15 protein-coding genes are annotated in these 19,360 nt (G+C 34.2%); 5 read left to right on the top strand and 10 right to left on the bottom strand.

Going from position 1 to position 19,360, the window contains the following annotated elements; genetic code table 11:
• Positions 1 to 54: 54 nt before the first annotated feature.
• The 4 genes from AC1RNE_RS17430 to AC1RNE_RS17415 form a co-directional block, all read right to left on the bottom strand.
• Positions 55 to 1,407, bottom strand: coding sequence for an MATE family efflux transporter (locus tag AC1RNE_RS17430; protein WP_492802611.1), 1,353 nt, complete (start codon positions 1,405 to 1,407; stop codon positions 55 to 57).
• Positions 1,408 to 1,640: 233 nt separating this feature from the next.
• Positions 1,641 to 2,288 (bottom strand): response regulator, encoded by a 648-nt coding sequence (locus AC1RNE_RS17425; RefSeq protein ID WP_492802609.1) that lies wholly within the window; start codon positions 2,286 to 2,288, stop codon positions 1,641 to 1,643.
• A gap of 10 nt (positions 2,289 to 2,298) precedes the next feature.
• Positions 2,299 to 3,087 (bottom strand): sensor histidine kinase, encoded by a 789-nt coding sequence (locus tag AC1RNE_RS17420; RefSeq protein ID WP_492802607.1) that lies wholly within the window; start codon positions 3,085 to 3,087, stop codon positions 2,299 to 2,301.
• A 703-nt stretch (positions 3,088 to 3,790) separates the two neighbouring features.
• Positions 3,791 to 4,420: a hypothetical protein gene (locus AC1RNE_RS17415; protein WP_492802605.1), complete on the bottom strand. Its 630-nt coding sequence runs from the start codon at positions 4,418 to 4,420 to the stop codon at positions 3,791 to 3,793.
• Between the two features lie 317 nt (positions 4,421 to 4,737).
• Here AC1RNE_RS17415 and AC1RNE_RS17410 point away from each other — a divergent pair, with 317 nt between their 5' ends.
• Positions 4,738 to 6,501: an ABC transporter ATP-binding protein gene (locus AC1RNE_RS17410; protein ID WP_492802604.1), complete on the top strand. Its 1,764-nt coding sequence runs from the start codon at positions 4,738 to 4,740 to the stop codon at positions 6,499 to 6,501.
• Positions 6,502 to 6,624: 123 nt separating this feature from the next.
• On the opposite strand, the gene AC1RNE_RS17405 is transcribed toward AC1RNE_RS17410, so the two are convergent.
• Positions 6,625 to 7,203, bottom strand: a complete 579-nt coding sequence (locus AC1RNE_RS17405; RefSeq protein ID WP_492802603.1) for a DinB family protein — start codon at positions 7,201 to 7,203, stop codon at positions 6,625 to 6,627.
• 292 nt (positions 7,204 to 7,495) lie between these two features.
• Between AC1RNE_RS17405 and AC1RNE_RS17400 the strand changes: the two genes are divergently transcribed.
• The 4 genes from AC1RNE_RS17400 to AC1RNE_RS17385 all read left to right on the top strand — a co-directional run bounded on the left by AC1RNE_RS17400 (position 7,496) and on the right by AC1RNE_RS17385 (position 13,429).
• Positions 7,496 to 8,224: a hypothetical protein gene (locus AC1RNE_RS17400; RefSeq protein ID WP_492802601.1), complete on the top strand. Its 729-nt coding sequence runs from the start codon at positions 7,496 to 7,498 to the stop codon at positions 8,222 to 8,224.
• A gap of 252 nt (positions 8,225 to 8,476) precedes the next feature.
• On the top strand, positions 8,477 to 10,741 hold the full coding sequence (locus AC1RNE_RS17395; RefSeq protein ID WP_492802599.1) for a peptidylprolyl isomerase: 2,265 nt from the start codon (positions 8,477 to 8,479) through the stop codon (positions 10,739 to 10,741).
• A 209-nt stretch (positions 10,742 to 10,950) separates the two neighbouring features.
• Positions 10,951 to 12,300, top strand: coding sequence for a peptidylprolyl isomerase (locus AC1RNE_RS17390; RefSeq protein ID WP_492802597.1), 1,350 nt, complete (start codon positions 10,951 to 10,953; stop codon positions 12,298 to 12,300).
• A 163-nt stretch (positions 12,301 to 12,463) separates the two neighbouring features.
• Positions 12,464 to 13,429: an AAA family ATPase gene (locus AC1RNE_RS17385; protein WP_492802595.1), complete on the top strand. Its 966-nt coding sequence runs from the start codon at positions 12,464 to 12,466 to the stop codon at positions 13,427 to 13,429.
• A gap of 79 nt (positions 13,430 to 13,508) precedes the next feature.
• Here AC1RNE_RS17385 and AC1RNE_RS17380 read toward each other — a convergent pair whose 3' ends face one another.
• From AC1RNE_RS17380 to porG, 5 genes are all read right to left on the bottom strand, one after another.
• Entirely contained in the window at positions 13,509 to 14,087 is a 579-nt protein-coding gene (locus AC1RNE_RS17380; RefSeq protein WP_492802593.1) for an OmpH/Skp family outer membrane protein, read from the bottom strand.
• 24 nt (positions 14,088 to 14,111) lie between these two features.
• Positions 14,112 to 14,756 (bottom strand): OmpH/Skp family outer membrane protein, encoded by a 645-nt coding sequence (locus tag AC1RNE_RS17375; protein ID WP_309912007.1) that lies wholly within the window; start codon positions 14,754 to 14,756, stop codon positions 14,112 to 14,114.
• A 145-nt stretch (positions 14,757 to 14,901) separates the two neighbouring features.
• Positions 14,902 to 17,514 carry an outer membrane protein assembly factor BamA gene (gene bamA / locus AC1RNE_RS17370; RefSeq protein ID WP_492803668.1) on the bottom strand — a complete coding sequence of 871 codons (2,613 nt, stop codon included), beginning with the start codon at positions 17,512 to 17,514 and terminating at the stop codon, positions 14,902 to 14,904.
• A gap of 46 nt (positions 17,515 to 17,560) precedes the next feature.
• Positions 17,561 to 18,337 (bottom strand): undecaprenyl pyrophosphate synthase, encoded by a 777-nt coding sequence (gene uppS / locus AC1RNE_RS17365; protein ID WP_492803666.1) that lies wholly within the window; start codon positions 18,335 to 18,337, stop codon positions 17,561 to 17,563.
• Between the two features lie 307 nt (positions 18,338 to 18,644).
• Entirely contained in the window at positions 18,645 to 19,316 is a 672-nt protein-coding gene (gene porG / locus AC1RNE_RS17360) for a type IX secretion system protein PorG (RefSeq protein ID WP_492802591.1), read from the bottom strand.
• Between the last annotated feature and the right edge of the window lie 44 nt (positions 19,317 to 19,360).

Here is a 19,360-nt window from a genome sequence, read left to right as displayed (position 1 = left end):
AATTGAAAGTTTCACTAACCTTTAGCTCACGACTTGGAAAGTCGTGCTACAACATTATAATTCCATCTTACCAACTTTATTATAGAATCGCCAGCTTAGTAAACTTGCCGAAGCCAACAGACTTAGGGTTAAACCTATCCAAATACCAATGTGTTTTAAATCATAGACAAACCCTAACACATAACATAAAGGCAAGCCCACACCCCAGTAAGCAAAAATGGTAATGAGCGTAGGAACGTTTACATCCTGTATTCCTCTTAAAATACCAATACTTACTGCCTGAACGCCATCAAACAATTGAAAAATACCACCCCATATAATTAATTGGGCAGCTAGTACAATTACGCCTTCATCTTTTACGTAACTCGCAAAAAAATCATTAAAACTAAGCATCAATATTCCGCAGATGCTCATAAAGATTATCCCCATCAAAAGCGCTGCCGTACCAGCCTTGAAAATAGCTGTTCGATTTCTTTCTCCTACTCCCGCTCCTACCCTAATGCCTCCAGCAGTTGCAATACCCGTAGATGCCATATAAGTAAGCGAAACAAACCCAATAGCAACTTGGTGAGCCGCTTTATGCTCAATACTTATCCAACCCATCATTACAACAGCTCCATAAAAAGCGGCAATCTCAAAAAAGCCTTGGAAACCACTAGGGATTCCTACTTTCAAGATATTTTTAATTAGTGCCGACATTTCATTTACTTGTATTTTAGCACTTAAATAATCTTTAAATTTTCCTGAACGAAAAACATAGTAAGTAATAGCGATGAACATATATAATCTGGCAATACAAGTAGCATAACCAGCTCCCTTTAAACCTAACGTAGGGAAAATCCAGATGCCATTGATTAAAAAATAGTTTAGAATAATATTCATCAATAAGGCTGTCCACGTAATATTCATGGCCACTTTGGTATGCGAAAGACCATCTGTAAAGCTCTTCATGGCTGAAAAAAGAAAGGCTGGAATGGTGGAGGCAGTCATAATCCACAGGTATTCTTGAGTAAGTGTCTTAATCTGCGGAGGCTGGTCTAAAATTTCCATATTAAGACCAAAAGCCACTACTGCAATAGAACAAATAATTCCCATTAGGATAGCTACCCATAAACTTGATTTCAGCAATAGATGGCATTTAGCAAAATCCTTCTCGGCTTTGGCTTTTGAAACCATGGGAGAAACAATTTGCAAACAGATATACCCGATAATAGAAATATTAATCAAAATACCGTTGGCATCTGCCGCTGCTGCTAATGATTCTACGGCACCTTTATCGATTCGGCCCACTTGGATAGTATCTACCAAACCCATAATCATAATACCTAGTTGACCAGCAATAATGGGTAGTGACAAACGGAAAGTAGCAATAAGGTCAGTTTTGTAATTATTAAATAAATTTTTCAAGGAGATTGTTTTAAGAGAATTGCTGAGAAATAATCCTACAAATTAAAGCATAATTGAACTGTAAAAGTTCTATTTCATTTTGATAAAATAAATTAATAATACTTTCTATTAATTTACTAATACTGCCCTAATATGTGACCTTTTAGTTTTTCAAATTGAATAAGACAAAAAATCCCGTTAAGATTGCTCTCAACAGGACTTTAAAAATGGGTAATTAATATTTCTTTCTAATTTCATAAAACCACTATTCCTAATCGAATAGCTTGTATTACGATTCCCACCCTAGATTTTACATTCATTTTATAAAAAGCTTGTTCTCTGTATCCATCTACTGTTCTATTGGCACAACACATTTTATTGGCAATTTCATGATAAGTAAGTTCAGAACAAGCATAACGGATGAATTCTAATTCACGGTCGTTAAGTCCTAATTCTTTGATAGGATTTTTAATTTTTTCAGGGTTTAAACTTTTCAGTAATTTATCGGTAACAAATTCGGTGTAATAAAATCCTTTGTTAATGACACTTTCCAAAGCCATTCTTAGTTCAGTGGGTTTACAGCCTTTAAGTAAATAACCTTTTACCCCATTTCTTAACATTCCGACGATTGCTTCTTCTTTATCATACATGGAGAGCGCTATTATTTTCACATCAGGATGATTATTTTTCAACCATAACGATGTTTCGTAGCCATCCATTTCAGGCATATTAATGTCTAAAAGCACCACATCAGGAATCATTTTCAACTTAAAATGGTGAATCATTTCTTTTCCATTAGCGGCTTCATACATCACTTCATAATTTTCCATCTTCTGAACTAGGCCTGCTAAAGCATTGGCAACCAAGGTATGGTCATCAACAATGGCGATTTTATATTTCATATTTTTAAATCTAGCGGCTTACTATAATCATCATGTTAGTTCCTTTTCCTATTTCAGAGGCAATGCTACAAGTACCTCCTATTAATTTTACACGGCGTTGAATATTTCGTAGCCCAGCACCTGACTGGCTTATTCCATTTTGTTGGATGGCTTCGATATCAAATCCCTTTCCATCATCATGAATACTTAGCTCAAAAGTGTTAGGCAAATATTTTAATAATACCGTAAGATGTTTAGCGCTAGAATGTTTTAAGGCATTATTTAAAATTTCTTGGGCTACTCTAAATAAAACAATTTCTCGTTCATATCCAAGCGAAATTGTTTCACCAATAATATTAATTTCAGTAGCAAAGCGTTTGGTTTTCCGAATCCTTTCGATTTCATACGACAGGCTCTCTTCCAGACCGAATTGCTGTACAAAATCTATATCTAAGCTCTTGGTTAAAGCACGCAAATCATTAATAGATTGATGAATAATTTCGTTAGTTTGTTTGATGTAACCGTCTGTATCGACCATCTCCTCCTCCATCACATTCAAATTCATTCTGGCTACAGAAAGCAATTGACCAATATTATCATGCAATTCCTGTGAAATCTCTTGTAATGTTTGATTCTGTACTTCTAATTGAGAGGTTAGAATCTCTTGTTCGTAAGCAATTTTAAGCGCTTGTTTTTCTTCACGATGTTTGGCTTGTCGTTTTTGAAAGAGAAAAACAAAGGAGATAATAAAGGCAACCAGAATACCAAAAATGATAATACCTACTATAAAAGTGAGTAGAAGCTCGTAGTTATTTATCATGTTGGCTAGAGATTGTATTTTGCTTTACTAAAAACGCCACTATAAATGAGCTATAGTAGAGATAGTTAGAGAAGTACCTGATATATAAAAGAATTTTCATGATAAATTTATTCGTGACTCCGTTTGATTTACTATCTATAATGTAATTGAAAGCTCCTAATAGAAATATATTAGCAATACAAAAAATTAATAGTCCACAGCTTATCCAAAATAGTGAAAAATCTTTTAATTTAATATTAGTCTCAAGGGATAATAAATCTCTAAAATATTTGATAGTAAGAATGGTAAATAACAAGATTTCAATATTCATGAAATAAGTATTGACATGAGGCAAAGGCTGAATCCATAAACTCAATATCATACCAAGTAAAAGCATACTTGGTATGATATACAATATGATTTTATTTTTCAGATCAAGGTAATATCCTAGTAGTACTAGCACACATTGAATAGGCGTAAAAAAATGATATATGATATAATTAGATTTTCCTTTGATAGAAACGGCTCTTCCTGCTAACTCTGTAATGATTGTAAGGAGAATTAATACTAAAAAAACTCTATTGGTTTTATTGAGTACATTAAATTTTATCCCTCCTACTACAAGGGAAGCTAGCAAGATAATGATATATATGTTATACTTTAAATCATTCACGGTTTCAAAGAATTATTATTTAAAAAACTTTACTTTACTTAAAATTATTTTTTAGGGTTTTGAATAAGGTATATAATACTTGCCTGTGATGGTTTTCCATTCTTGCTCTGTAAATAAATCATCTTGTAGAGGACAAACATCAGGGCAAAGACCCATTTGGTCTTGAATTTCAACTTGTTTATCCGCTAAATTCGCTGTTTTATCTCGCAACAAAACACCGTCTCTCTCTATCATTAAAATAAGTGTTAAAGCATCTTTTTTAGTTATTTTATCAACTGTTAAACCAGGAAAGATTCTAAATTTTACCGAACCAGGCTTGTAAATACTACTATCTACATATTTACTTAACTTATATTTTTTATCTAATTTAATGAAATCTTCAAAATTTAAAGAATAACTTCTTCTAAAGAGTTGTGGTGTGGAGCATGAATCTTTGTTCATATGTTTATATAGGTCAGTAATCATCTTAGTTGCTACTTTATATTCAGTTGAATCATCGTTGAATTTTTTTTTGCCATCAATAGTTATAACTGTATCTGATTTATACTCCGATACTTTAAAGTTAAGATTATTTTCTACAATATCTTCACCTAAAACAGTCTTGGGATAAGCACTCACAACCATTGCTCCAACAAACATTCCAAGTATACCAGTAACTAGTGGGTTTAATAATTTTTTCATGTGATTTAAGTAGTTAAAGTTTTATAACTGATTTTACGATTTGAAACTACTATTTTATCATTAGTATCACAATAGGCACATTTACCCAAACCGCTCAAAACCAACCCACTAAGCCTTTTTCATTAAAAATACCGTATTTATACCCTGCAAAATCGGGTAAAATACGGTAGGCTATTTAGTGTTTTCACCCATTTTACAATGTCTGAAAACTGATAGCTAAAAGCTACTTATTTCCATCATTATAAACCATTCCACAAAATCTTATGTTAATTTTGAAGTAAGTATTGAAAACCACCTCAATTCTTTAAAAATATTAAATGAGAAAAGAAGAAAAAAGCGGCCAAATATTTGACATTCAAGTCCTTAAAAGAATATATAGTTTCCTTTCCCCTTATCGATTACGATTCTGGTCTTTGGTACTTATCATCATGGTTGCTGCTTGTGTTGTGCCACTCAACCCTTTATTAATTCGCCATACCATTGATAATTATATCGTTGCGGGCAATTACCCTATGCTTACCAACATGCTTTTGTTGATGGTAGGTGTATTGCTCTTACAGGGCTTTCTTCAATTTGTGAGTGCCTATATGGCTGGCTGGTTAGGACAAACCGTTATTCGTGATATTCGTGTTGAATTATATGAGAAAATTTTATTCCTTCGACTAAAGTTTTTTGATGATACTCCTATTGGTCGGCTCGTTACACGTACTGTATCGGATATTGAAACACTCAATGATGTATTTTCAGAAGGATTAGCAGCTATTGCTGGTGATATTTTACAATTGATATTAATTACAGGCGTGATGTTCTGGACAGACTGGCGACTGACTTTAATCTGCCTTTGTACAGTGCCATTTATGGTTATTTCAACCTACCTGTTTAAGGAATATATCAAGAAAAGTTTTAATGAAGTGCGTCTGGCTGTTGCCAACTTAAATTCATTTGTGCAAGAGCACATCACAGGGATGAACATTGTACAAATTTTCAATTCCGAAAAAATAGAATACAATAAATTCCATGCAATCAACGAAGTACACCGTGACGCACATATTCGTTCTATTTGGGCATATTCAGTCTATTTCCCTGTGGCGGATGTAATTTTAGCAGCAGGCACGGGCTTAATTGTATGGTTTGGTTCAAAACAAATCCTTACTCATGACATGACGTTGGGTACGCTTACGGCTTTTATCATGTTTATGAACTTATTCTTTCGCCCTATTAGATTCTTAGCCGACCGTTTCAATACGCTTCAAATGGGTATTGTGTCCACCGAAAGGATTATTAAGCTCTTAGAGTCTGATGAATACGTAGTGAATAACGGTACTTATAAAGCGGATCAATTAAAAGGTAATGTTCGTTTTGAAAATGTTTGGTTTGCGTATAATGACGAAGAATATGTATTAAAAGATATTTCATTTGAAGTAAAACAAGGCGAAACGATTGCATTGGTCGGGGCAACTGGTGCGGGTAAATCATCAACCATTAATTTATTGAGTCGCTTTTATGAAATCAATAAAGGTAAAATATGGGTAGATGATATCGATTTACAACACTATGAATTGAATAGTTTGAGAAGCAAGATTGGGGTAGTATTACAAGATGTGTTTTTATTTTCAGATACCATTGAAAACAATATTACGCTTGGTGACAAAAGTATTACCCGAGAAAAAATCATTGAAGCGGCCAAGCTAGTAGGCGCTCATGAGTTTATTGACCGTTTGCCTGATGGTTACGACTATAATGTAATGGAAAGAGGGGCTACCCTTTCTGTAGGGCAAAGACAATTAATTTCGTTTGTAAGGGCTTTGGTACACGACCCTAAAATAATTGTGCTGGATGAAGCCACTTCTTCTGTCGACACCGAAACGGAAGAGATGATTCAGAATGCCATTGCTAAATTGATGAAAGGCAGAACAGCCATCGTGATTGCTCACAGACTTTCAACGATTCAGAATGCCCATAAAATATTAGTTTTAGATAAAGGTGAAATCAAAGAAGAAGGCACTCATGAAACCCTTTTAGAAAAAGATGGCTGGTATGCAAGCTTGCATAAAATGCAGTTTATTACAGAAAACGCCTGATAATAAAATTAAAGATAGATTTATCAAAGAAAAGCTCGTTATATCATCGTATAGCGAGCTTATTCTTTTTTAACTTATTTACACGCTTATATATTAAATAGGATTTAGAGGGTACTGAAAATTTTAGTCTTCTACAGGCTGATTGTAACTAATGTATAAATTACGTTTAGCTTGTAAAATATGGCGGTGATTATGAGCAATTAAAAATTGAAATACATCTCCTAACCTCAATCGTATAAATTTTGCAATTGAAATTGGTATACGGATGGCATTCATATCTACTTCAATACTTTGTTTTAGTAAGCTCAAAAGTTCTTCTTGTTGTGCAATAAACTCAGCTACTACGGCATACGCATCTAAGTCTGTTGCTGGGCTATGACTTTTAGTAGCTTTCATTTTCATCATCTTTTCTTTTGGCTCCATCAATTGTGTAAAGTATGCTCCTAACATAGAACTCTTAAAGAATAAATTTGGGTGATTAGATTGTTGCGTATTCAATCCATTTTTAATAGCAGGTAAATAATAGTGTCCATAACTATTCAAGTGTTCAAGGCATTGAGCAATACTCCAACCCCCATTACTCGCAGGGTGTAGTAAAACACTCTCATGAAGGTTCTGAAAAAGCTCAATGCTTTCTTTTAAATGAAGCTCTATCCTATTTTCTAATTGTTCTATCAGTTGCTTATTAGCTATGCCTTTCATATCATTGTTCTTTTGGAGGTTAAAATTATATTGCAAATTTGGGTTATCTATCCATCATAAATGTTGGTAAATACCAATATTTTATAAATTGAGTTTTTTTTATATTACTCCGCTAACTTTATTGATTATTAGGCATTTTTGTCAAATTAACACCTAAAATATTTGTTGTATTTACATCATTTATCAGCCTCTGATTCATCCAAAAGTGGAGTCTTTAAGCATTGTAGCTAAGAAAATTTGCAAAGAAGCATAGAAATGCCCTATTTTGAATTATTAAACCATGATTTACCAAATGATAACAATATCCTTCCTCAAGAACAAAATTGCCATTAACAGTAAATTTATTATCTTATTGGCTATTTGTCTATCGTTTACGGCTTGTAAAAGCAATAAAGTTGTTAGTTCTACCACTACTCAAGCACCCGTAGTGAAGAAAGATAAAATTGTAGAACTGACGATTAAATCACTTGAAGCGATTGATTTGGAAGAAGACCTCAGCTTTGCTGATGAGGTTTCTTTAACTTATGCACTTACGTTGGTAGATGAAAACAAGAAAATCTTAAAGGTTATCAATAGTTCTTGGGGTGTTGAAAGCCTAAAGAAAGGGCAAGTTGTTAAGGCGGATAAATTTAAAACGATAGAATTAGTAGTGCCAGAAAATGGCAAGTTGTTATCTTCTGTCATCTTGATGGAGATTGACGATTATGAAAAAGCAATGGCTACCATCAATAAAATCAATAATTTTGGAGGATTAGCCAAGATACCTGCTACTATCATCAACATTGCTGAATATGAAACTCCGCTTGCCATCGTCTTTGCTAGCTTGCAAGCCGCAGGCTTAGGATTGAAGGTAGCCGAGCGTTTTGACCAAGATGATTTATTAGGACAAAGTACCTTTGAATTGAAACTAGATTCACTTTCTACTACACAAAATACCTATCCCGTCAACTTAGTCTTTGAAGGGGAACATTTCAAGAACACTTTCCGCTATAAACTCACTTATGAGTTAAAAATACGCTGATTTAATACAAACATTTACTATAAACACCTAAAAAACAGCATTTTATAAAATTATGTATATTTTTTAATAAAATAGACATAATACTTTGCTGGGTTTTTATTTATATTTTTGTCATTCTCTTACAATAAACATAAGCATTTAATAGTTACATAAGGTACCATGTACTTATACGTTTTGTGTGTTGAAGCGAATAGAATCTAGGGGTATCAAAGGTTTGGAAGTAATTGCTTCAAACAATTAAGATTGAAAATAATGAATAAATCACTAACCAGAATATACAGGCTAATTGCATTAATATTGATAACGGTTACCACTGCCGAAGCTCAAAATGAGAATTACGCCCTTAAAATCGGGAATAGAACTATCAATTCAAAAGAATTCTCCCAAACTTACCAAAAGCTTACTCAAAGCGATAGTGTCAGAAAAGATAATCAAAAAGAGTTTGTTAATAATTATGTTAATTATAAGCTAATCGTATACGCTGCCGAGCGTATGGGAAAAGATACTACGCGTGCATTTCGTGAAGAAATAGAGACCTACCGTAAAGAATTGGCTAGCCCATATTTAGTAGATAAATTGATTTTAGAGAAGCTCATCCAAGAATCGTATGAAAGAATGCGTGAGGAAATAAGGGTAGCTCAGATTTTTATTCCCTTATCCAAAAATGCTAGCCCAGCCGATACAATGGCCGCCTACAATGAATTGAAAAGTTTAAGGGCTAGGATAACTAAAGGAGAGTCTTTTGACCAATTAGCAAAAACTTATTCTAAAGATACTTACTCAGCAGCCAAAGGCGGAGATTTAGGCTTCCTCTCGGTATTAGAAAATAATTACACTTTTGAAACGGCTGCTTATAATACTCCTAAAGGCGAAATGTCTAATCCTTTCAGAACCAACAAAGGCTTTCATTTGATTAAGGTATTAGATAGACACTCGTTCAGAGGGAAAGTAAAACTAGCCCATATTCTTGTAAGTCTTTCGCCCACTGCTTCGTCTGAAGAAGCAACAAAGGCTAAGAAAAAAATAGACGAGGCATACGAATACTTAAAAAGAAATGAACCTTTTGAAGGCGTGTGCAGAGTTTTCTCGGAAGACACCCGTACCAAAGATAATGGTGGGGTAATGAACAGATTTTGGGATGCAGGTACACTGATTGACCAAAAAATTGTAGAAACGGTTTTTGCCTTAAAGGAAAAGAACGATTATACACAGCCTATTCAAACTTCATTAGGTTGGCATATTTTCAGGTTAGTTGAAAAGAAAAGTTTGCCAAAATATGATGAAATGTCACCTTTCATTCGTCAAAAAATAACAGCTGATGCTTCACGTAATATCATTATCAAGAATAATTTAGTAAAGCGTTTGCAAAAAGATAATAACTTTCAAGAGATACTATCGGTAAAGCAAGAAGCCATTGAAAACTTCTATAAAGATAGAATCGGCACGGAAGACTATCTGGCTAAAGCACTCTTCACTATTAATCAGACAAGCTCATCTGTAAAAGATTTTTATAGTTTTGTGACAAAACATCAACGCCAATTAGCCAAACTAAAAGCCCTTGATGAAAAAACACCACAAGACTGGTACGACCTTTTTGTAGAGAATCAAAATCTTAGGTACGAAGAATCAAATCTTGAGATAAAATTCCCAGAGTTCCGTGCTGATATTCAGGAATATAGAGAGGGCATCCTACAAAAACAGATGTTGAATGATAATGTCTATGAAAAATCATTGGATTCATTGGCACAGGTAAAATTCTACAATCAACACATCGACCAATATCAATATACGCACCGAGTGTTAGCCAAAGTAATTACTAGCGACCGTAAGGAGACTTTAGAACAAGCAAAAACGCTATTGGCAAAAGGTCCTTATCCAATGAATCGCCGATTCCCTGATATTTATTTTGAAAAAGATAAGTCTGTGCTTTCTAGCGATGCTCAGAAGATGCTGTATGATTTAAATATTATTCTATTGAAAAATAGAGATTATGTAGTTGAAGTAACAGGTAATTCTGACCCTGAAGAAGCAGAAAACATTTCGGCGGAAAGAGCAAAAAAGTCTGTAAACTATCTGATTAACAATGGCATTACGCCTATGAGAATCATCGAAAAAGATGATGGAAAGTATAAGCCTATCTCGAAAACTGATAGAAGCAAAAATAGTAGAGTAGGTATTAGATTCTTATCTGATTCGATGGAAGATGTTGTTAAGCGTTTTAATGCCCTGAAACCAAATAGCCTTAGTGCTGAAGAAGGTTTCTTCAAGAAAGATGAAAATGAATATTTAAGTGCTGTTGAATGGACTTTGGGTGAAAAAAGTTTAAACCTAAAAGGTAGATTTGTTTCAATCAATATCTTGAAGGTAGAAGAACCTAGAACAAAGACTTTTAAAGAAGCCCGTGGTCAAATAACCAGAGATTACCAAAAACAGTTATTAGAAAACTGGATAAATCAGCTAAAAGCAAAGTATCCAGTAACAGTAAACGAAAACGAAATACAGAAAGTAATAAACTAGTAAAGAAAGTCAAAAGATGAAGTAAACGTATTTCTCTTTTGACTTTTTTTCATATTAATCTCCCCATTTCTCATTTTGGTTAAATTCTTAACACTTTTTAACGGTAGTGGCATATCAAATTAGAGATTAAAAAACGTTATCTTTGTCAATCTACGTACATTTTAAAAAACCATAAAGCCCTGTACGTTTCATATTAATTCATTTTTTAGATGAAATTTTCGAAATTATTTATTTTCCTTTTCGCAATCTGTCTATTTTTTAGTCAAGCATTACAGGCACAAACGCCAGTAGTAATTGATAAAATTATTGCTAAAGTAGACAACCATTATATTTTAAAATCAGAGTTAGAGTCACAAGTACAACAATACAAACAAAGTGGACAAGCTGGTGCTCCTTCTAGTTGTCAGATTTTTGAAAGCTTGGTAGTTGGTAAAATGATGTTGGCAAAGTCTGAAATTGACTCTATTACTGTCGATGATAAAAGAGTAGAAACTGAACTTTCTTCCAGAATGGAACAAATGGAGCAACAGTTTGGCTCTCAGAAAAATATTGTTGAAGCTTATGGAAAAAGCATTTCTTCTTTAAAAGACGAACTTCGTTCGGCGATAAAAGAACAATTGACAACTCGTAAAATGCAAGAAAAAATTACGAGTGATGTTAAGATTACTCCTAAAGAAGTAAGACGCTTTTTTGAGAGTATTCCTACCGATTCTATTCCATATATGCCTTCAGAGGTAGAGATTGGTCATATCGTTAGGCTAGCCAAAACTACGAAGGCACAGAAGGACGAATTATACAAAAGATTAAATGACTACAAACGAAGAGCCGAAAACGGAGAGTCGTTTGAAGAAATGGCTAAATTATATTCAGAAGATTTAGGTTCAGGTAAAAGAGGTGGAGACTTAGGTTTTGCAAAACGTGGACAAATGGTTGCCCCTTTTGAATCGGCTGCCTTAAAGTTAAAGCCTAACGAATTATCTGGTGTAGTAGAGTCTGAATTTGGTTATCACTTAATTAAAATGTTGGAAGTTCGTGGACAAGAATATCACGCCCTACACATTTTATTAAGACCAGACTATCAAAGATTGGATGTAGAAGAACCAACGCGTTTCTTGGATAGTATCAGAGTATTGATTCAAAGAGATAGTATCAAATTTGAACGTGCTGCCAAGGATTTCTCTGAAGATAAAGCTACACAAGATGCAGGGGGAATGATTACTGACCCTCAGACGCGCTCTATCAAGATGGCTTTAGATGGTACAATGGAATCTGGTTTATATTTCACTATTGATTCAATGACAGTAGGAACTATTACGCCACCAATGCCATACAGGACAGAAGATGGACGTTCGGCAATGAGAATTTTATATTACAAGGCTAAACATCCTCCTCACTATGCAAATTTAGAAGACGATTTCCAACGAATGTCTACTTATGCCTTAAATAGGAAACGAAATACAGCTATTGAAAAATGGTTTGCTACTGCCAAAAACGATGTATTTATTTATATCGTTGATGAATACAAGGAATGTAATGTCATGAAAACGAATGATCAGTGATTTTAAGATTCATTATTCTTTGGTAAAAATCTTGTTTTAATTTAAATTGTGTCAGGTTAAATTTACAATTAGCCTGACATTTTTAATTTTAAGTACATCGCTCATAAATAGTAAGAAATATTTTGTGTTATAAAGCACAAAATCGACAAACACAATAGAAAATATGGTTCAATTCAAATCAGATGTTGAAGCAGTAGATGCTTTAAAAGAATCCTATCAAAAACTTACTTCAGAAATCGGAAAAGTTGTAATTGGTCAAGATGAAACTGTTAAAATGCTTCTTACAGCTATTTTTTGTCAGGGACATTGCTTATTGGTAGGTGTGCCGGGTTTGGCTAAAACACTTCTTATTCAAACCATTGCGGGTGCTTTAGATTTAGATTTTAATAGAATACAATTTACTCCTGATTTAATGCCTTCTGATATTGTTGGTTCTGAAACATTAGATAATGAGAGAAATTTCAGATTCGTAAAAGGACCAATATTCGCGAATATCGTATTAGCGGATGAAGTAAACAGAACTCCTCCTAAAACTCAATCAGCGCTCTTAGAAGCCATGCAGGAGTACGCTGTGACCGTAGCAGGAAAAAAATATCCTTTAGAGAAACCATTCTTCGTATTGGCGACACAAAACCCAATTGAGCAAGAAGGTACTTATCCATTGCCAGAAGCTCAATTAGACCGCTTTATGTTTATGGTAACGCTTGATTATCCGTCGTATGAAGCAGAATTAGATATTGTTAAAAATACTACTTCAGATAAGAAGTATAACGTCACTCAGCAAGTTTCTGGACAAGAAATTTTAGCTTATCAGCAATTAGTTAGAAGAGTTCCTATTGCTGATAATGTAGTTGAATATGCTGTTAAACTAGTGCATAAAACTAGACCTAATACAGCCATGGCAGATGCTATCGCTAACAAGTATTTAGAATGGGGAGCTGGACCGAGAGCATCACAAAACTTGATTTTAGCGGCCAAATGTAATGCGCTATTAAATGGTAATTATTCTCCTGATATTGAAGATGTAAAAGCCGTAGCGATGGCTGTGCTTCGCCATAGAATAGTAAGGAATTTCAAAGCGGAAGCAGAAGGCGTAACTGTTGAAAATATCATCAGTAAGCTCTTATAATACCATAAAGTTTAATTCATAAAAAAGCCTCAGGATTTTAAAATCTTGAGGCTTTTTTTATAAAGAAATAATGCTTTGATTATTTTTTAGGAGCTGTTGCTGCTGGAGTAGCTGGCGCTGGCGTAAATGGTTTTGGAGTAACACCCATTCTTTTTAACACTAAGTCAGAGATATTTGCATCATCTGGAGCATGTAAAACGATTGGAGTAGTTCCTTGACCTGCATCGTAGTTGAATACGAAAGCAAAACCATTTTCTTTTGCTACACCGTGCATGTTATCTTCAATTTTCTTCAACAAAGGTTGTAACAATTGTGCTTGTTTCTTTTGTAAAGAAGTAGAAGAGTTTTGACGGAATTCTTCAATGCTAGACTGCATTCCTTGTAATTCTTTCTCTCTATCAGCTTTAATTACATCTGCCATAGTAGCAGCATTTTTCTCATAATCAGCTAATTTAGTTTGGAAATCCTTCACTTTTTGCTGATACATATTGTCATATTGCGTTTTAGTAGTAGTCAATTCTGTTTCTACTTGTTTTGCTTCTGGCATTTGAGCTAAAATGTAATCTAAGCTAATATATCCGATTTTTTGTTGTGCATTTACATTAGCTGTAGCTAAAGCAAGAATTGCAAATAAAGCAATTAAAAATTTGTTTTTCATTGTTCTGTGATTCTGATTTGGTTATTACTCTTTTTTGAAGTTGCTAGTTACTCCTTTTCTAGTTGATTTACTTTTTGTTGTATTGTCACTTTCTTTGTTCTCTTCTCCTTGTTGCTTGGCCTCTTGTTCTTGTTTCTCTTTCAGTTGCTCTGTCGAAATTCCCAATTCTTCCATTACATAATCGGTATAATCATGTATCGGGTTGGTGTACAACATCGCTAATCCATCAGATGATTTATCAAACAGAAAATCAAGCTTTTTTAATCGAGCTACTTTTTCTACCGCTTTAGCTACTTCATCTAAAACTGGCTTCATGATATCTTGCTTCTTTTTGATGAGTTCTCCGTCAAAACCAAAGATTCTGTTTTGTAACTCTTTCGCTTCTTTCTCTTTATCAGCAATTACTTTTAATCGCTGTACTTTCATTTCCTCCGTTAGCAATACTTCTTCAGCCCTGTAGGCTTTCTCTAACTTAGCTAATTCATCATTTTTTGTTGATACTTCCTTAATCCACTTAGTCGTTAGTTTCTCTATTTCTGCCTGAGCACTTTGGTATTCTGGCAATTTAGAAGTAACATATTCGGTATCAATATAGCCAAATTTTTGTGCTTCAATCGTTGAACACAAACATAAGAATGGCAAAATTAGTAAAAATATCCGCTTTTTCATGGCTAAGGTGGCTAATTTAGTGAATGTATTTGATTAACGCCTTGAATACTATCTTATTGCTATTCTATATTGTTTAACAAAACATTAACAATGCTTACCACTAGCCAATTATATCAATCGACTAGTGGTAAGCTTAATATTTATATTAACGAATCTGCTGACCTATTGAGAAAGTAAATGCCTGCTGACCAAAGCTATTGCTTGAAGTTTGTCCTGGCACTTTATCAAAAGCAAAACCATAGTCAATACCAATCATACCGAATGCAGGCATGAAAATTCTAGCTCCAAACCCAGCCGACTTATATAATTTGAATGGATTGTATTCTGAATAGTTAGCAAAGTTGTTTCCACCTTCTGCAAAACCTAATAAGAAAATTGTTGCAGATGGGTTCAACGAAACTGGGTAACGCACCTCCATTACAAATTTGTTGTAGGCAACCCCACCACTCGGCAAGCTACCTTGCGAACCAAATACTCTATCCTTATATCCACGCAAAGCAATAATATCACGGCTAATAACATTATAACCTGTTTGCATACCAGAACCCCCAAGGTCAAAACGTTCAAAACGAGTAATGTCTTTACTAGAATTATATGAGCCTAAGAAACCCATGTGAGTTCTCATGTGGAAGACTAACTTACTAGTTATTGGCGTAAACCATGAGGCATCAAACATCCATTTATGATACTCAATCAAGTTTTTATTATCCCCACCAAACAATGAGTATGGAGGCGTTAATGAGGCCGTCAATGAGAAACTAGACCCTGAACGTGGGAAAGTAGGGTTATCAATACTATTTCTAGAGAAGTTAGTAACAAATGAAACCGCTACTGAATTCCCTTCTGGATAACCATAATAAGGTAAGTTCTTAACATCAATCAATTGAAGTGATAATGAATTACTCAACGAGAAATAATCATCAGGAACTTTCAAACGCTTTCCTAAACTAAATGCTAAAGTAGTACTGTTAAAGTGTGCATCGTTTTGAGCAGCAGTAGCACTATCAGAAGTTGATGTATTTAATCCTGTACCGTAGCCATAACCATAGCCACTTCCATAACCATATAAACTACTTCCATAACCCGACCCATAGCCACTCAACTGATTATATTGCTGAATTTTATATGGATATGAAATACTTCTACTCAATGAGATTGAGAATGAATTTGGTTTCTTCCCTCCTAACCAAGGTTCAGTAAATGATAATGAATAGTTTTGGAAAGATGTACCATTCGCTTGAAAACGAACAGAAAGTTTTTGTCCGTCACCAGAAGGCAATGGTTTCCAAGCACTTAGGTTTCCGATATTTCTGGCAGAGAAGTTATTGAAGGTTACCCCTAAAGTACCCACAAAACCAATATAACCACCCCAACCACCCGAAAGCTCTATCTGGTCAGAAGGTTTTTCTTCTACGTTATATTCTATATCAACCGTTCCGTCAGCTTTTGGAATTGGGTTCGGGGTAATTTTTTCAGGGTTGAAATAACCAATCGTTGATAATTCACGAACGGTACGAATGATGGCAGATTTACTAAATTTTTGTCCCGGTAAGGTTCTAATCTCACGCATTACTACGTGGTCAGAAGTTTTAGTATTACCATTTACGATGACTTTATTGATGGTAGCTTGCTTACCTTCTGTAATTCTAAAAGTCATGTCCATCGAATCTCCAGCAACTGCAGTTTCAACAGGTTCGCATTGATAGAATAAATAACCATTATCCATATAGGCAGAACTTACGTCTTCACCCGGCTTTCCATTCAAACGTTTTTCTAAATCCTCAACGTTATAAATATCTCCTTTTTTAACGCCTAACAATTCCGTTAAAATTGAGTCAGGATAAATGTAGTTTCCTTCCCAATAGATATTTCTATAATGATACTGCTTACCTTCATCTAATTTAAGGATGATTTTAACTGTTTTCTCAGAGTCTTTGAATACTGAATCAGAGATAAGTTGAGCATCTCTATAACCTTTTTTGTTATAAAATTCTATCAACTTTATCTTATCCTCCTCAAACTTTTTAGGAACATATTTTGAAGAAGTAAATATTTTATAGAACGCCTTTTGTTTAGTACCTTTCAACTTACGACGCAGAATACTTTCTTTTATCTCAGTTCTACCAACAAATTCAATTTTTGAAATTTTAACTTTATCACCTTTTTTGATAGCTACCTTCATCGTAGCATTATTACCACGCAGTGAATCTGTTCTTTCCGCAATTTTTATGCTTACATTCAAATAGCCTTTATCTTGATAAAATTTCTTAATCGCTAACTCTACGTTTTTCTTAACTGTTTCAGTAACGATTTTACCCTTATAGGCTTTAATTTTATCACTCAGTGTTTCTTGTTCTCCTTTTTTAATTCCTGTGTATTCTAGTTTATACAACCTAGGTCTTTCTTTGATAACAATATTCAGCCAAATTTTATCACCTTCAATTTTAGTAGCTTCTACCTGTACTTCTTCTAAAATTCCCTGACTCATTAATTTCTTAATGGCAGAAGTAGCGGCGTCACCCGGAACCCTGATTTTATCTCCTACTCTAAGCCCTGAAAGCGAAATCATTGAGTTGCCATCATAGAATTTAGAGCCAGTCGTGGTAATTTCAGCAATTTCATATTCTTTTGGTTCTGCATAATTCAATTCAACCGCTTTTTCAGCAATTGGCGAACGTGCTCCCATTGCACCACGCAATTGTGCTTGTGAAAGGAAAGAAATTAATAAGCATGAAAGCAGTAAAGTATATTTTTTCATTGTGCGAATAGTTCTCAATTCAGATGAGAAAGAATACATTTGTATTTTAAGCATTAATTGGGTTTTTAATTTGCTCTGAAGTTTTGCCAAATCTCCGTTCACGTTCTTGGTAATTAAGGATTGCCTCAAAAAGGTGTTCACGTCTGAAATCAGGCCAGAACAATTCTTCAAAAATATACAATTCAGCATAAGCTAATTGCCACAGCATAAAATTACTAATGCGATGGTCGCCTCCTGTACGAATCATTAAATCAGGATTGGGAATTCCTTTCGTATCCAAAGATTGTTCAAAAAGCTGTTCGTTAATATCGTCAATGGCTATTTCTCCATTTTTCACCTGCTGTGCTATTTTTTTGGCAGTAGTGATAATATCCCATTTACCGCTATAGCTCAAGGCTAAAATAACTACTACGCCTGTATTATCTTTTGTTTCTTCAATAGCACTTCTAAGTACTCTCTGCGAACTTTCAGGCAATGTATCAATAGCACCTATGGTATCTAATCGTACATTGTTTTTTTTCATGTCTTCCAGTTCGTCTTTTAGCGCACTAATCAAAAGCATCATCAAAGCATCTACTTCTGCTTTCGGACGGTTCCAGTTCTCAGTTGAAAAAGCATAAAGTGTTAAATATTTGACACCTATTTCAGCACAACCCTCAATGGCTTCTTTCACTGCTTTTAAAGCATTTCTATGTCCGAAAATTCTATCAACGAAGCCTTGCTGTTTTGCCCATCGTCCGTTTCCGTCCATGATAACGGCAATATGTTTTGGTAGATTGTTAGGGTCTAATTGTTCTTTCACCGATTTAACACTTTTTAACACATAAAACTTATAATAATAGGCTTTCAAACACGCAAGAAGCAAGTTATGAGCCTTTATTTCCTAGAGTGCTTAGTTCTTCTTGTAGCTTTTAAAACTTTGTTTGTAAGTCAAAAAATGGACTAGGAGTACTTTTTGGGAATAATATGACAAATTTAACGAATTCCCTATCCTATTCAAAATCAAGAAGGGCTTATTGCGAGTAAGAATGGATTTAAAACTGCATAAAAAACAATTGAACATAAAATAATAGTAGGTTTTTAGTCCCATTATTACTTGATGTTCAATCAATAAACCTTGAATATTTTTCTTATTTAGGACAATACACTTTGATAAATTTGTAGGTCAAAGACAGAGAGGTATAGTAATACATATCTCCACGACTATAATCGTTTTGTTGGTTTTTCGGAAGTGAAGGGTTATCTCCTCCTAAATTATCTAAATAATCTGTAAATGTTTTTCTAGCACCAAATTCCACATTAATATCCCATGGACCTGTTACATTGTATTTAATTCCTATGCCAAAAGGAGCTACTACTTGAAGTGTTTTATAATCACTCGTTTTTTCATCTCTTGGTGAAAAACTCATGAGTCCTAACCCTCCAAAAACATACGGAGTCCAGTCTTTGTGATAACGGTTATATTTGTAGTCAAAAAAGTTGTATTCTGTTACCACATTCAATTCACTGATGGATGTCTTGAAGGTCTTACCCCTGAGTTGGTTGAATGAATCATCTACTTTGCTATCATCCCCATAAATAGAACCTAATACTAGGTTAGTTCTGAATGACACTATTTTGTTAGGGTTGTATCTAAACAGAAGATTCCCCCCCAAACGAGCAAAAGCTGGGTAAAAGTTAGGAGAGATATCTCCTTTATAATTCATTGCTCCTAAACCTCCTCCTATTTCAATTTTTTGTGCAAAAGTATTCAAGCTTGTTAGGCTAAATACTACAAGGAAAAACTTTTTAGATAATGTCATAATTAATAAAAAAAGTCAGGTGAAATATACACCTGACTGTTCAT

Source organism: Arcicella sp. GW822-FHT02H01, from assembly GCF_058802005.1.
The sequence above is the reverse complement of the archived record's forward strand: the minus strand, read 5'-3'. Positions and strand labels throughout refer to the sequence as shown.

Coding starts and splice junctions, on each gene's coding strand:
- AC1RNE_RS17415 (WP_492802605.1), bottom strand. CDS start 4,420: ATGAAAAAATTATTAAACCCACTAGTTACTGGTATACTTGGAATGTTT.
- bamA (WP_492803668.1), bottom strand. CDS start 17,514: ATGAAAAAATATACTTTACTGCTTTCATGCTTATTAATTTCTTTCCTT.
- AC1RNE_RS17390 (WP_492802597.1), top strand. CDS start 10,951: ATGAAATTTTCGAAATTATTTATTTTCCTTTTCGCAATCTGTCTATTT.
- AC1RNE_RS17380 (WP_492802593.1), bottom strand. CDS start 14,087: ATGAAAAACAAATTTTTAATTGCTTTATTTGCAATTCTTGCTTTAGCT.
- AC1RNE_RS17410 (WP_492802604.1), top strand. CDS start 4,738: ATGAGAAAAGAAGAAAAAAGCGGCCAAATATTTGACATTCAAGTCCTT.
- AC1RNE_RS17385 (WP_492802595.1), top strand. CDS start 12,464: ATGGTTCAATTCAAATCAGATGTTGAAGCAGTAGATGCTTTAAAAGAA.
- porG (WP_492802591.1), bottom strand. CDS start 19,316: ATGACATTATCTAAAAAGTTTTTCCTTGTAGTATTTAGCCTAACAAGC.
- AC1RNE_RS17395 (WP_492802599.1), top strand. CDS start 8,477: ATGAATAAATCACTAACCAGAATATACAGGCTAATTGCATTAATATTG.
- AC1RNE_RS17375 (WP_309912007.1), bottom strand. CDS start 14,756: ATGAAAAAGCGGATATTTTTACTAATTTTGCCATTCTTATGTTTGTGT.
- AC1RNE_RS17400 (WP_492802601.1), top strand. CDS start 7,496: ATGATAACAATATCCTTCCTCAAGAACAAAATTGCCATTAACAGTAAA.
- AC1RNE_RS17420 (WP_492802607.1), bottom strand. CDS start 3,087: ATGATAAATAACTACGAGCTTCTACTCACTTTTATAGTAGGTATTATC.
- AC1RNE_RS17425 (WP_492802609.1), bottom strand. CDS start 2,288: ATGAAATATAAAATCGCCATTGTTGATGACCATACCTTGGTTGCCAAT.
- AC1RNE_RS17405 (WP_492802603.1), bottom strand. CDS start 7,203: ATGAAAGGCATAGCTAATAAGCAACTGATAGAACAATTAGAAAATAGG.